Raw genomic sequence first — 13,678 nt, forward strand, 5'->3', positions numbered from 1 at the left:
GATACTTTCGCTACTCCCGGTCATCCCCGAAGGAATCACCAGGTCACGAAACCCATCAAGCGCCCACACTTATCGGCTGTAAATTTTTAAAGATCGATCGCGAAGTTGCCGTTAAAAACATCTAACTACCGGCTTCTTTCTGCGTTGCTGCGTCAGCAGCAGAGAAACGAGATTATGCAGACTCTTTCGCGTTTCGTCAACATCTTTTTTAACGTCTCCGTTTAAAAACTGTCGACTTCCTCGCCCCCGCCGTTTCTCGCGACAGGCTTCGCTGCCGGACTTCAGCTAGCGAAGGAGCGGAATTCTAGTCACGCAAACGCGATCTGACAAGGGGTTTTTTTGAACCCCTCGAAAATAGACGCGAAACCGGTTCAAGCGTGACGCTGCATCACGCGATCCACGATCTGCAAGTAGTGGTCGAGATTCGGCGTTTGCTTGCCGGCGACCTTCGCGAGGTCGTCCCAGCGGCGCAGACGCACGGCATCGTCCGCATGGGGACGCTCGGCAAATTCGCGCGCGCCATCGGCGTCGAAAATGCCGCCCTGCAGTTGCAGGCTGCGCACGGAATCGGCCGACAAGCGGCCGTAGTACGCCTCATCGGTTGCGCACAGGTAGCGCTTCGCATCGACGTGCAGCTTGATCGGCTCCAGCACGCTTGCCGGCAGAATCGGCCGCAGGAACGGCAGCGCATAGTACTGGTGCAGGTCGTCGATGCCGCGCTCGGTCGGCGTTTCGCCCTGGTGATTCAGTAGATGCCCGAGATCGTGCAGAAAAGCAGCCGCCACGAGCTCTTCGCTCGCACCCTCTTCCTCCGCCAATGCACCGCTCTGCAGCGCGTGCTCAAGCTGCGTTACCGGTTCGCCGCTATACGCTTGCCCGCCGTGCTCCTCGAACAAGCTACGAATGTCTTCCAGACTCAGTGCCATGCTCGCTCCCTCCTGTATTCCATCGCTTCGAATCGCCGCGCCGCCTGTCGATCAACAGGCGTCGGCGTCATCCCGTTCGCCCGACGTTTCCTGCGCGCGCATCCGGGCGGCGGCCTCGTCGGCATCGCGCGAGGCTAACGCATTCAAGACCGCCCGATGCCGCGCATAGGTCGCCTGCCGCATTGCGTCGGGTTGCGGCAGGCGCGGCGATAGCCGCCATTCGTTCACGGCGCGCCGATGCGCTTCGAGCAGCTTGCCATTGCCCGCCGCTTCGACGAGCGTGTCGCGAAACGCCTCGCATGCGAGTGCGAACGCAGCGCCGTCGGCGAGCGCGCTGCGCATGGCGTCGAGCCGGTCGCGCAGCATGGCCACCTGCGCCGCGTCGATACGCGCCGCCAGCCTCCGGCACGCCGCCTCTTCAAGCGCCGAGCACAACAAAGCAAGCTCGCCCGCCTCGGTGTCCGACACGCTGCGCACGTACGCGCCGCGATGCTTCTCGTTGCGCACGAGCCCCGCCTGCTCCAGAGCGCGAAACGCTTCGCGCACCGGTCCGCGCGACACCTGCAATCGTGCCGCCCATTCGGACTCGACGAGCTTCGCGCCCGGCGCCAGCCGCCCGTCCGCGATGCAGCGCTCGATCTCGTCGCGCACGAGGTCGGTCAGCGAGCGCTCGCGCACTAGCGCGAGCGGCGTCGCCGCGCTCGAATGCGAGGCGCTCCGTAGATCGACATCGCGCGTCACCGTTGCCACGCGCACTCCTTTCAGGTCGCGATCCGCGTGCGGCTCTTCTGCCGCGTCGGCATCGCCGCCGGACCATCCCGCGAGGCGGCGCTGCGCGTCGGCCCGCGTGCGGTCCATGGTTTCAATCCGCGCGGCGGCGCGGCGCGCGCGCCGCAATCAGCGACAACGCCGCCAGCGACACGATCAGCAAGATCAGCGAGAGCGCCGACGCCGGCAGGTAATACCCGCGCTCGACCGCACCAACCACGACGATAGGCACCGTCGCGAATCCCGGCGGATAAACCGTGAGCGTCGCGCCAAGTTCGCCGAGCGAGATCGCGAAGCCCAGCGCGAGACTCGCGCGAATAGCCGGCACCAACTGCGGCAGCACCACGCGGCGCAGCACCATCGAGGGCGGCGCGCCGAGGCTCGCGGCCGCTTCGCGCAGCACGGTCAACTCGGGACGCAGCCCCGCCGCCGCGCAGCGATAGCAAAACGGCAGCACCAGTGCGAGCTGCACGAACACGACGATCGCCGCCGAACTCGACAGATCGACGGGCGCCTTGTGATAGGCGATCAGCACCGCGAGACCGAGCACGACACTCGGCACGCCGTTGGGGACCATCGCGAGCGCGTCGGCGATGGCGCCAAGGCCGCGCCGATCGCGCCCTTCGAGCGCCAGCGCAAGCCACAGCCCGAGCGCCGTGCCGAGCACCGCCACGCCGAAGCCGATTTCGAGGCTCGTGACGACCGCGTCGAAATCGCTCGAACCGAGGCGCTCGAACCAGCGCGTACTGAAGCCGTCGGGGAGGATCGTGCCCGACCAGTGCGAGGCCACGCTCGAGAGCGCAACCACGATCACCGGCAACACGAAGAGCCAGAAACACAGCAGCGCCGCGAGCGCGAGTAACACGCCGCTGCCGATGCGCGCGAGCGCGCTGCGCTCGACGGGCCGCGCCCGCAGATGCTTCGGCGGCAGGGCAATGTGGTCTGACGCTGCCGCTACGGGATTATTTGCCGAATTACTTACCATCACGCGCGCCCCCATGACTGCGGCGATTCACGCGCCGATACAACGCATACAAAGAAAGCGACATCGCGAGCATGACCACCGCGCCCGCGGCGGCGGTCGGCAGATCGAGATCGACGGTCGCCGAGCTATAGATCGCCACCGGCAGCGTGACCAGATGGGCGCTGCCGAGCACGAGCAGAATGCCGAACTCGTTGAACGTCAGCAGAAAACACAGGATCGTGCCCGCAGCGATGCCCGGCCACGCGAGCGGCAGGATCACGCGCGCGGCGACCATGCGGTTGTTCGCGCCCAGGCTGCGCGCGGCCTCGATCAGGCGCATGTCGAGCAGCGCGAACGCCGCGAGCGTCGGACGCACCACGAAAGGCGCATAGAACACCACCTCCGCGAGCACCACACCGCCGATGCCGAACAGAAAATCGAGCGGGGGCGCCTGCAGATGGAAGAGCCGTTGCAGGCCGATGCTCACCGAGCCTTGCGAGCCGTACAGAAAGATCAGCGTGAAGGCGACCAGAAACGACGGAAACGCCACGAACAGCTCGAGAAAGCGCGTGATGAGGCGCGCGCCCGGAAACGGCTTGAAGAACAGGATCGCGGCGATCGCCACGCCCAGCAACGAGGCGATGCCCGCGCTCAGAAACAGGATCCACAGCGTCGTGCCAATCACGCCGCGCGAATCGGGGTTGCCAAAGAACGCCGCATAGGCATGCAGGCTCAGGCCGTGCTCGCCGGTCAAGCTAAGCAGCACGAGGCGCACGAGCGGATAGACCACCAGTGGGCCAAGCACGAACACGAGCAGGAAAGCAATGTGCCACTGCGCGCGCCGCTCGCGGCGGCGCGCTGCGGCCGCGTGCGTTTCGGCGCCAGGGAAAGCGGAATCAGGGGTTGATAAGGACGACATCGTCAGCCTCGTAACGCAGGGAGACACGCATGCCTTTTTCCGGCGTCATGCCGTGGCCGCGCTGCATGGTGACGAGCACCGGTTCCTTCGGCATCGCATCAAGCAGCACCGGCACCGAGAGCACCGAGCCATACCACTCGACGGACTCGATCGTGCCGTGCAGGTTGCCTTCGCCGAGCGGCACGATGCGCAGGCTTTCGGGGCGCAAGCACGCGAGCTTGTCGCGCACGCTGTAACGCGCGTCGCCCACCGGAAACGCCACGCTCGGCGGCAACAGGTTCGCCGCGCCGAGATAGCGCGCGACGTAGGCGTCGTTGGGCGTGTCGTAGAGCTGCTGCGGCGTGCCGAGCTGCGCAATGTGGCCATCGCGCATCAGGAGCGTGCGATCGGAAAGCACCAGCGCGTCGTCCTGATCGTGCGTCACGCAAACGATCGTGAGATCGGGCAGGCGCTCGTGCAGCGCCTTGAGTTCGGAGCGCACCGAAGCGCGCAGATTGGCGTCGAGCGCCGAAAGCGGTTCGTCGAGCAACAGCACGTCCGGCTCGATCACGAGCGCGCGCGCCAGCGCCACGCGCTGCTGCATGCCACCCGAGAGCTGCGCGGGCATCACGTGGCCCGCGTCGCCGAGCTGCACGAGCTTGAGCGCATCCGCCACGCGCCGCGCGATGTCGCGCGCCGGCACGCGGCGCGCCTTGAGCCCGAACGCAACGTTCTCGAACACCGAGAGATGCGGAAACAGCGCATAGCTCTGAAACAGCAGCCCCAGATTGCGCTGATGCGGCGGCACGTGGGTCAGGTCGCGTCCGGCGACGGTGAGCGAGCCCGCCAGCGCATCGGCTTCGATAAACCCGGCGATGAAACGCAGCAAGGTCGTCTTGCCGCAACCACTGCGGCCCAGCACAGTCAGCAATTCGCCACGGCGGATGGTGAGCGACAGATCGTCCAGCACCGTGCGCGTGCCGAAGCGCACGCTCAGGCGATCGATCTGGACGCCCGCGGCGCCGCTAAAGCGGCCCGTATCGGCGGCATCGGCGACATCGGTCAAGCCGGACACATCCGGCAGTGCGCGGGCCATCTGGGCCGGCGCAAGGCTTGCGGTATTCACCGGGTTCATCTCCTGCAAAACTGTCGACCAGAGCAAGTGCCGAAAAAGCCCTTACTCTGGCCTCATACAAGGTACTCAGGTATTGCTCAGTTGCTTGCTGCAACCACTTATTTCGGCTTCACGACTTCGATTTGCTTGCCCGACGAGCCGATCACTTCGCTCTTCCAGCGTGCGGTCCAGTCGGCCTTCTTCGCCATCACCTGGTTCCAGTCCACCGGAATCAGCTTCACGCCTTCGATCGCCTGCTTCACCGCCGCGCCGTTCTTGCCCGAGAGCGCCACATCCGTGCGGCCCGGAATGCCGAAGATGTCCGGCACCTTCGATTGCACTTCCGTCGACATCAGGTAGTCGATCAGCTTCTTGCCCGCTTCCTGGTTCGGACCGTTCTTGATCAGGCCGATGGCGTACGGCAGCTGGAACGTGGTGGGATGACCGCCGGCTTCGGCAGCAAGGAAGATCGGCTTGAGCGAGAGGCCGCCGTTGGCCGCATCGTCGAGATCCATCTGCAGGTCGCCGTTGGCCACCGCGATCTCGTTGCGCGAGAGCAGCACGTCGAGGTAGCCCGTGCCCTTGGTGTGGAACTTGGCGCTTTGCTCGAGCTTCTTCAGATACTCGAACGCCTTGTCTTCGCCCATCAGCGAGGTCGTGAGAATGATCACGGCCATGCCGTCGCCGGCCGTGGCCGGATTCGAGTACGCGACCTTGCCCGAATAGTCCGGATGCAACAGGTCGGCGAACGTCTTCGGCTGGTTCTTCACGACTTCGGGGTTGATCGCGAACGAGAAGTAGTTGTTCACGAAGGTCGCCCACGAGCCATCGGCGGACTTCGCGATCGTCGGCACGTTCTTGTAGTTCACGCTCTGGTACGGCTGCAGCAGGCCGTTTTGCTGCGCCTGCTGGATGAACGGCGGCAGCGTGATGAGGACGTCGGCCTTGGGCGCGTCCTTTTCGACGTTGGCGCGGTTCACAACTTCGCCACTGCCGGCGGTCACGATATTGACCTTCACGCCTTCCTTCTTCTCGAAGGCGGGCAGCACGTCTTTGTAGAGATTTTCGAGGCCGTCAGCCGTGTACAGCACAACCGAGCCGGCGGCGTGGGCGCTCAGCGCCGCACCTTGCAGCAGCGCGGCGGCGGCCATCATGGGCAACAGCTTGCGTGCGAAACCCGCGCGAGGGGAATTCCTGTGGTTCATGTCGCTCTCCGAAGGCAGAAACCGTATGCTCGGGGATACCCGATGCGTGTTTAGTCGAATGTCGAACGTCGGCGGACTGCGCCACCTTCCGTACCCGTCCGGTGCGGCACACAGATTGTAGATTGTCTGCAATCTGTCATTGCCACCCGCGGACCCACTGCACACCAGGAGTTGCCTCATCAAGCGCGCCGGCCCCGTCTAAACGGGCCCGGCAAGAATCACAGGTTTTCGTGACAAGGCCATGACGATTGTGGCGAGTGTCAGAAAATTCCACAATTCGCCAAAAATCAGCATATGCCATTACCCGCCGAATGCTCGCGGCAGTGCACAACCGACGGTCGGCGAATCGCAGTAAGGCGGGGAGCGAGGAAAGCGGCTGCGGCGCGCTGCGCGTGCGTGCACGGCAGCGGAGGAAAACCCTGACGTGGAAAATCAGGCGACGAGGAGCTCGGGCCCTCGCGCGGCAATGGCGCGGGCAATGCTCTTTTCGGGCGCGAGCTCGGTGATCACGTAACGGGCGCGCTCGAAGCCGTTGATGCGCACCGGCGTGACGCGGCCGAACTTCGAATTGTCGGCCACGACGACCGCGCAGGCTGCGGCCGTGAGCATGCGGCTGCGCACCTCGGCGACCATGCGCGTGTAGTCGGTGAGCCAGCCGTCGGCGGTAATGCCGCCCGCGCCCACGAACGCGTAATCGACGTGATACTGCGCGAGCTGCTGCACCGTATCGAGGCCGAAGGTGGCCTCTTCCTGATCGGACAGCTCGCCGCCCAGCATCGTCACGCGGTTCTCGTTGCGCCGGCCGAGCAGCAGCGCGATGCGCCAGTCGTTGGTGTAGACGGTAAGACGATGGCGGTCGATGAGCGCGCGCGCGAGCGCATGCGTCGTGCTGCCCGAATCGATGATGATGGATGCGCCGTCGGGCACGAACTCTGCGGCGCGCTCGCCGATGGCGCGCTTGGCGCTCGCATTGGCGGCCTCGCGCACGTCGAGATCCGGCTCGCTGCGGTCGCTGGACAGCGCGCCGCCATGAGTCGTCACGAGCAGCCCGCGCCCCGCGAGCGTATTGAGGTCGCGCCGGATCGTCTCGCGCGAGACCCGCAGCTCGCGCACGAGATCCGCCACGGAGAGCGCACCGGTCCGGGTCACTTGCGAAAGGATGTACTGGTGGCGTTGTTCTGCGAGCATCTCGGTGAGCGCGCTTGCGCGGCGTGTTATCGAAAGGGCCGCCGTATTGTATTACGCGTGCCGGATTGCGCGTGCCGGGGCCAAGCGCCCTGCAGTGGCCCATACCGCGCCGAAGCGAATCAAAACGGCTCTGCCAACGCGCGACCATCCCTGTTAATCTGATGCTGGCCGTCCGGGAACCGGGCGGCTTTCCATTTTGTCGATTTGTCGTTCCGTCGACGGCCGCTCCCCCATGCGTTCACAACTTCGCCAACTGCGTCTCCTGTTCTGCGCGCTGCGCTACGGCATCCGGCTGATCTGGCTCGCAGCGCCCGAGCATCACAAGCTGCACTGGATCGTCTCGCTCGCCGCGCGCATGCGCGATGACGAGCGCCTCGCCACGCACCTGTCGAGCGCCCTGCCGCGCCTCGCGCCGCTCGCGGGCGCCTTCGCTCAGACGCTCGTCAACAAGCCCGAACTCGCCGCGACCACGCTGCACGACGCTATCGACGCCGTCGATCACTTCGAAGAGCCGCTCACGCCGCAACAACTCGATGCCGCGCTGCACGCTGCGTTCGGCAAGCCGCCGCAAACGATCTTCTCGTGGATCGCCCCCACGCCGAGCCACAACGGCTGGTGCGAGCAAACCCACGTTGCGCGCCTTGTGCTGCCGGTCAACGGCCATCAGATGGTGACAGTGCGCGTGCTGCGCGCGAAGCAAGTGCAGGAAGTCGACGACGACGCCGCGCTGCTGTGCGCCGTCGCGCGCTGGCTCGAGCGCTTCTCGGGCGCCGCGCGCAAGCTGGGCCTGCGCGCGCTCGCGCAAACGCTGCGCGAGGATCTGCAACGCCGCTTCGATCTGCGCGCGCAGGCCGCGAACCTGAGCCAGACCGGACACCATCTCGCCAACGACGCGCGCGTGCTCGTGCCCGACGTGATCTGGGACTGCTGCACCGCGCAGACGCTCACGGTCGAGCATATCGATACCGTGCACGTAACCGACCTCGCCGGGCTCGCGGAACATCACATCAACGTGACGCGCGTAGCCGCGCATCTGATCGAAGTTGTCACGCAGCAGGCGTTCGAGCACGGCTTCTTCCATGCGGCCTTCGACGCGCGGCGCGTAGCCGTGAGCATCGAGCCGCAAACGCACGGCCGCCTCATATTCGCGAGCGCGGCGCTGATGACGAGCCTTTCTTCGCCGGAGCGCGAATTCTTCGTGCACGGCGCGACGGCGCTGTTCGAACAGGACTACGCGCGCCTGGCCGCGCTCCATCACGTCGCGGGCCACGTGCCCACGCATGCGCGCGCCGAGCAGATCGAAGCCGAGCTGCGCACGCGCAGCGAAGCGCATTTCGCCAGCGACGCGAGCACACGCAGCGCGGGGGCGCTGTTTCATCATCTGCTGCACTCGGTGCAGCCGTTCGGCGGCGAGGTGTCGCCGCGGCTCGCCGCCGCGCAGCGCGCGTTCGGCAACGCCGAGACGCTCGCGCGCACGATTCATCCGGGTGTCGATGCATGGGGTATCGCAAGCGCGACACTCATGGACATCGCGAAGCGCGATCTCGGCCCGCAAGGCTGGATCAAGCGGCTTTCCCAGGAGTTGCCGCATCTCGCGCAGATCGCGCCGCGCGTGCCGCAACTCATCTATCACTTCATGCAGCATCACACGCACGCGGCGCACGGCCCGAACGCCGCGCAAGCCCAGGCCGCGGCGCTCGAGGCGCTGCGCCGCGAGCACCGCCGCACGCGCGCGCTGCTGATCGCCTGCGCCGTGACTGGCGTGCTGATCGGCGTGGCCGCGACGCTCTTCGCCACGCCGTCCTTCAGCCAGGCGAGCCGCATGCCGGACCTTCCCGCGGCGCATGCTGGACACTTCCGCACCGCCTCATCAGTGCAGTCCTGAACAAGACCGGCACGGCCCGCTCCGACGATACTCCGGGTCTTTCGCCCGTGGCCCGCGCGTCGTCCGCGTGATGCCCACGGTTCGTTCGCCGTTCATTCGCGACAGACTCCCCTATTGGCGCCGCGCCACCCTTGCCACAACCGATGCTTGACTCGCTCGCTCCCGCCCTCTTCGTCGTCCTGTGGTCGACGGGCTTCGTGGTCGCCCGCGCGATCGCACCCTATGCCGACCCCAACCTGTTCCTGCTCGCGCGTTTTGGCGGGACCGCGCTGCTGTTCGCCTGCGTCGCGCTCGCGCTGCGCGCGCCATGGCCGCGAGGGCGCGAACTCGGCAAGCACCTCTTCGCCGGCGCGCTGCTGCAAGGCGTGTATCTCGGGGCGAGCTACTGGGCGGTTGCGCAGGGCCTGAGCGCCGGCGTGATGGCGCTGCTCGGCGCGCTGCAGCCGCTGCTGACTTCGGCGCTCGCCGCGCCGCTGTTTGGCGAGCGGCTCACGATGCGGCGCTGGCAAGGCCTGTCGCTCGGTCTCGCCGGCGTGGTGCTCGTGCTGATGCCGAAACTGCGCGCCGCCGCTGCGGGCGTCCAGGCGGCCGGTGCGGCCGATGCCTCGGGCGCGCATGCGAACCCGCTCACGGTTGTGCTCGTCGCGGTGCTCGCGGTCGGTGCGATCACTGCAGGCACGCTCTATCAGAAAACCTCGCTCGCCAAAGCCGATATCCGCAGCGCGAGCGCGGTCCAGAATGCGGGCGCGGCCGTGGTCGCGGCGCTGCTGGCGCTCGCGCTGGGCGAGCATCGCTGGATTGCATCGACAACGCTCTGGGTCTCGCTTGCATGGGGCATCGCGATGCTCTCGGGCGTGGGCGTGACGCTGCTCGTCTGGATGGTGCGCCACGGCGATGCGGCCCGCGCCACGGCGCTGCTGTTTCTCGCGCCGCCGCTCGCCGCGCTCGAAAGCTGGCTGCTGTTCGGCGAAACGCTCGCGCCGGTGCAAATGGCGGGCTTCGGCGTGGCGCTCGCGGGCGTGCTGATCGCACGGCGCGGCTGAATCAATCGGCCGTCGACGCGCCTTCGATCAGCCATCAATCGGCCGTGTCACCGCCCTTGGGCACCTTCGCGCGCGCCTTGCTGCCCGGCGCCGGCGCCCACGCGGGCCGCACCTTGCGCTGCGAGTCGATCACGACGATGAAGCGCCCCGCCCAAGGCGTGACCTCGCGGCTCGGGTGCAGGACCCACAGCGACTTGCCCGAATCGACGAGCGCCTGATACTCGGCGTCGACGATCCCGTAGTGATCGATGAACGTGTTCAACGACGCGGGAATGCGCACGCAGCCCTTCGAATGGCGGATGCCGAGCAGCGGCTCGAGGCGGTCGGGGTCGGTGGCGTGCATCTGGAAGCGCATCGGCGAACGGCCGCCCTTGCCCCAGCCGCGCTCGCCATCGACCCAGCCGAGATCGTAGATGCGCATGTCGCGCGCGCCGTAGCCGCGAATGCCGTTCTCGTTCATCGTGCCTTCCGCGCGAAAGTCCATGTTCGAGGGCGTGTGCTCGAACACGCCGAGCGGCGTGAGAAAGTGATCGAATTCGCCGGGCCGGCCCGTCGCGACCGGCGAAGCGCCGATCATCTGCCACGGTGCGCCCGGCATCGCACGGAAGTAGATGAAGAGCGCCTGGACGGTCGCGGCACGATCCACGAGGATGACGAACTCGCCTGCCAGCGCGCCGAGGTTCTTTTCGTCGAGCGCGGTCTGCAGGCGCTGACCGTAAGCGCGCTGATCGGCGGGCGGCACACGCAGACGGCGCTTCACGCTGCTCGCGAAGGTCTGACGCATGGCCAGCGCGCGGTGCGTTTCCTCGGCGGCCTGCGCGGACGTGAGATTCGGATGTTCGGGCAAGACGAGCGGAGCCGGCCCGGACGCGGGTTGCGCCGGCGCCGCAGTGGACGACGCGGACGATGCCGACGACGCGGAGGCCGCTGATGCAGCCGACGAAGCCGACGCTACGCTCGACGCAGCAGAAGCCGACTTTGCTGACGATGCAGCCGCCGATGCCGCGGCTACGCCCTGCGCGGACGAAGCCCGCACAGGCGCCGATGCACCCGATACCCTGGCCGGCGCAACGCCGGAAGCCGCCGCCGGATGCGACGTTGCCTGGGCCACGGCCCCCGACGCCACATGCGCGCCCGACGCGGCCCCGACACCCGCAGCCGAGGCGCTGGCAGCCCACCACGCGCAGACAGCCGCGCCCAGCACGCGGCGAATCCGCGACGGCGCACGCGACGCATCACGAGAATGGGCGTTCGTAGTGCCGCCCCGGACACCACCGTTCACGCGCGCAAAAGCGCCGCGCGAAAAGTCTTCGTTCATTGTGAATCCGGCTAATTGCTGTTTTGTCTGGAATAGATTGCCGCGATGCCAACCCGAGAGCATGCGCTCCACGACGCGCGCATCGGGCCAGTGTCCCGGCAGAACCACCCGCCATTAAACCAGACAAAACGCGCAAGTCGCAGCACAAAGCGATATGCGCCCCAGGCGCACTGCACGCAAGTGGGCGGCCGTTGCGACCAGACAGGAAGCTCAATTTGCCGACGAACGCGCGGCGAAGAAGGAAGCAAAGCGGAAAAAGCCATCGCGCCGCTACGAGGAGGGCGCGATCGGCACGACATCACGAAGAATCAGCGCACGGACACAGGCCGTGGATCCTGCTGCGCCTCGCCATCGAACGGCGCGGCACTCACACGCAGCGCGACACCGGCAAGGCGCCGGCTCTGCAACTCGCGCGCCACCAATTCGCCCACGTAGGGCACATCGGAATCGAGTTCGATATCTGCGTGGGCGTTCGACGTGCCGGCGTCGTACACCGTGACGCCCTTGGCGTAATGCCCGAGCTCACGTTTGATGAAGTCGCGCACGTCTTCTTCGCTACAGGTTTCGGGAACGTTCCAGACGGTCAGGTGCATGTTGAGCTACCGGTAGCGGCGCGCTCGGTCGACTCGCACCCGCACGGGTTGAAGACTCGCGCGCGCCTTTGCGCGAGCCCAAACCGCCTGTCCGAGCAGGGCCGCGGCTACAAGCAGGAAAAGACTCGACGATAGCATTTCGCTCACTCCACTTTTATTGATGATAGGCAGAATATGCTTAATCTCCAGCCTGCGCGCTGCGGCATATTGTCAAACGCCTGCCTTCCGACGCGTCGATTCTGGAGGGTGCGCAATCAACGTGCCAACCATGGTCGCGCGCGAGCTACTGGCCTTCGTCGCTGCTCGCCGAAGTGGTATCGCCCATATCCGCGCCGCATTGCATGCGCGTGAGCTGATCGTACTGGTGCGACCAGTTGCCGGAGATGGCCGCCTGCGCCTGGGCGAGCGATATCCGCCCGGCGCACACACAACGCTTGAGTCGCACCGCAAGGAGCGACTTGCGCCGTTCGCCGGCATGGCCGCCCCACGGCAGCAAGTCGAAGTTCGCAGCCGCATCCGGCGAACCGCCGAGCAGGATCGGCACGCGCCGGTCGAGCGCATAGGCGACGCCCTCATCGGAATCGATGCCGCGTGCCGCGAGCAGCCGGCCCTTTTGTGCCATCGTCTCGTTGAACGGAGGCGCCACGGTATCGGCATAACCGGGCCGGCAAATCGTCTCCGCCACCGACTCCTGGGTCACGCGCGCGTCGAGCAGTTGCGACTCCTGCGCCATGGCGGGCGCACCGCGCGCTACGCCGCCGATGGCGAGCGCCAGCAGCACGCCATGCAGCGCGCAACCAAGCGGGCGCAAGCCGCGCAGGTACGTCCGGCACGCCCTGCCCTCTGCCATGCGACGCCCGGCGCGGCGTTTTTCTGCCAATTCTGCGTTCATGGATCAAGGCACCATACGCTGCCGTACGATGTGAAATGGATGGTCAATGCCGGACAATTAAAACACATCCAAATTCCACGTGGTGAATATGCAGCACCGGGTCATGCGCGGCAGATCGCGCCCGGCATGCACCATCACCTGAGCCGCGCCAGGCGGCCAAACCGAACTATGCGCAAACTACGCGCTCTATAACGGGATTTTTATTTCGTCATGCAGACTAATTTGCCTGGCGCGTGCCGGAACGCGCGCGTTGCCGCAAGATCGGCCGTTCAGGCAATGGCGGCGTCAAACCCGATGGCGCATAATGATCCGCCCGCCCCTCTCCGCTCCGGAGTCCGGCGTGCACATTCAAGGAACGAGGAATTCCCATGTCCATCACCATGTATCACGCCTCGGTGCCCGTGCTCGTGCGCGGCCTCGCCAGCCTGCAGACCATCATCGGCAAGGCGCAGGCGCACGCGGCTGAAAAGCAGATCGACCCCTCGGTGCTGACCGGCGCACGGCTATTCCCCGACATGCTGCCGCTCGCGCGCCAGATCCACATTGCCACGGACACGGCGAAGGGCTGCGCCGCGCGCCTCGCAGGCGTGGACGCGCCGAAATTCGAAGACGTGGAAGTCAGCTTCGACGACCTGCACACGCGCATCCAGAAGACGATCGACTACCTGAACACGTTCAAGCCCGAGCAGATCGACGGCTCAGAAGGCAAGACCATTACGCTGAAGATGCGCTCGGGTCCGATCGAGTTCACGGGCCAGGACTACCTGCTGGCGTTCGTGCTGCCCAACTTCTATTTCCACGTCACAACGGCGTACGACATCCTGCGCCACAACGGCGTCGAACTGGGCAAGCTGGACTATCTGGGCGGCAAGCCGAACGCGTAA

General features: G+C 66.2%; 13 protein-coding genes. 3 read left to right on the plus strand and 10 right to left on the minus strand.

Translation table 11 applies throughout. The features are described from left to right. Window positions 1-371 precede the first annotated feature (371 nt). From HV773_RS34365 to HV773_RS34395, 7 genes are all read right to left on the minus strand, one after another. Window positions 372-926, minus strand: a complete 555-nt coding sequence (locus tag HV773_RS34365) for a phosphonate degradation HD-domain oxygenase (RefSeq protein ID WP_175198292.1) — start codon at window positions 924-926, stop codon at window positions 372-374. Window positions 927-977: 51 nt separating this feature from the next. After that, window positions 978-1,784, minus strand: a complete 807-nt coding sequence (locus HV773_RS34370; RefSeq protein WP_175198293.1) for a GntR family transcriptional regulator — start codon at window positions 1,782-1,784, stop codon at window positions 978-980. A gap of 4 nt (window positions 1,785-1,788) precedes the next feature. Further along, window positions 1,789-2,679, minus strand: a complete 891-nt coding sequence (gene phnV, locus HV773_RS34375) for a 2-aminoethylphosphonate ABC transport system, membrane component PhnV (protein WP_175198310.1) — start codon at window positions 2,677-2,679, stop codon at window positions 1,789-1,791. Beyond that, entirely contained in the window at window positions 2,669-3,577 is a 909-nt protein-coding gene (locus tag HV773_RS34380; protein WP_175198294.1) for a 2-aminoethylphosphonate ABC transporter permease subunit, read from the minus strand. Before HV773_RS34380 ends, phnV begins: the two co-directional genes overlap by 11 nt. Further along, window positions 3,555-4,682 (minus strand): 2-aminoethylphosphonate ABC transport system ATP-binding subunit PhnT, encoded by a 1,128-nt coding sequence (gene phnT / locus HV773_RS34385; protein WP_377729455.1) that lies wholly within the window; start codon window positions 4,680-4,682, stop codon window positions 3,555-3,557. The genes HV773_RS34380 and phnT overlap by 23 nt, the downstream gene beginning before the upstream one ends. 107 nt (window positions 4,683-4,789) lie before the next feature. Continuing rightward, window positions 4,790-5,875, minus strand: coding sequence for a 2-aminoethylphosphonate ABC transporter substrate-binding protein (gene phnS / locus HV773_RS34390; protein ID WP_175198296.1), 1,086 nt, complete (start codon window positions 5,873-5,875; stop codon window positions 4,790-4,792). Between the two features lie 432 nt (window positions 5,876-6,307). After that, the gene (locus HV773_RS34395) at window positions 6,308-7,063 is read right to left on the minus strand and encodes a DeoR/GlpR family DNA-binding transcription regulator (protein WP_175198297.1); all 756 of its coding nucleotides are present in this window, start codon (window positions 7,061-7,063) and stop codon (window positions 6,308-6,310) included. A 232-nt stretch (window positions 7,064-7,295) separates the two neighbouring features. Here HV773_RS34395 and HV773_RS34400 point away from each other — a divergent pair, with 232 nt between their 5' ends. Next, a complete protein-coding gene (locus tag HV773_RS34400; RefSeq protein WP_175198298.1) occupies window positions 7,296-8,948 on the plus strand; it encodes an ABC1 kinase family protein in 1,653 nt (550 codons plus the stop codon). 143 nt (window positions 8,949-9,091) lie between these two features. Continuing rightward, window positions 9,092-9,991, plus strand: coding sequence for a DMT family transporter (locus tag HV773_RS34405; protein WP_175198299.1), 900 nt, complete (start codon window positions 9,092-9,094; stop codon window positions 9,989-9,991). 34 nt (window positions 9,992-10,025) lie between these two features. Here HV773_RS34405 and HV773_RS34410 read toward each other — a convergent pair whose 3' ends face one another. From HV773_RS34410 to HV773_RS34420, 3 genes are all read right to left on the minus strand, one after another. Continuing rightward, on the minus strand, window positions 10,026-11,309 hold the full coding sequence (locus HV773_RS34410; RefSeq protein WP_246282606.1) for a L,D-transpeptidase: 1,284 nt from the start codon (window positions 11,307-11,309) through the stop codon (window positions 10,026-10,028). 308 nt (window positions 11,310-11,617) lie between these two features. Next, window positions 11,618-11,902 (minus strand): RNA-binding protein, encoded by a 285-nt coding sequence (locus tag HV773_RS34415; RefSeq protein ID WP_175198300.1) that lies wholly within the window; start codon window positions 11,900-11,902, stop codon window positions 11,618-11,620. A gap of 283 nt (window positions 11,903-12,185) precedes the next feature. Next, the gene (locus HV773_RS34420; RefSeq protein WP_246282607.1) at window positions 12,186-12,794 is read right to left on the minus strand and encodes a hypothetical protein; all 609 of its coding nucleotides are present in this window, start codon (window positions 12,792-12,794) and stop codon (window positions 12,186-12,188) included. 368 nt (window positions 12,795-13,162) lie between these two features. Between HV773_RS34420 and HV773_RS34425 the strand changes: the two genes are divergently transcribed. Continuing rightward, window positions 13,163-13,678 carry a DUF1993 domain-containing protein gene (locus tag HV773_RS34425; protein ID WP_175198301.1) on the plus strand — a complete coding sequence of 172 codons (516 nt, stop codon included), beginning with the start codon at window positions 13,163-13,165 and terminating at the stop codon, window positions 13,676-13,678.

It is taken from the genome of Paraburkholderia caffeinitolerans, from assembly GCF_902859945.1.
Taxonomy (GTDB): Bacteria; Pseudomonadota; Gammaproteobacteria; order Burkholderiales; family Burkholderiaceae; genus Paraburkholderia; species Paraburkholderia caffeinitolerans.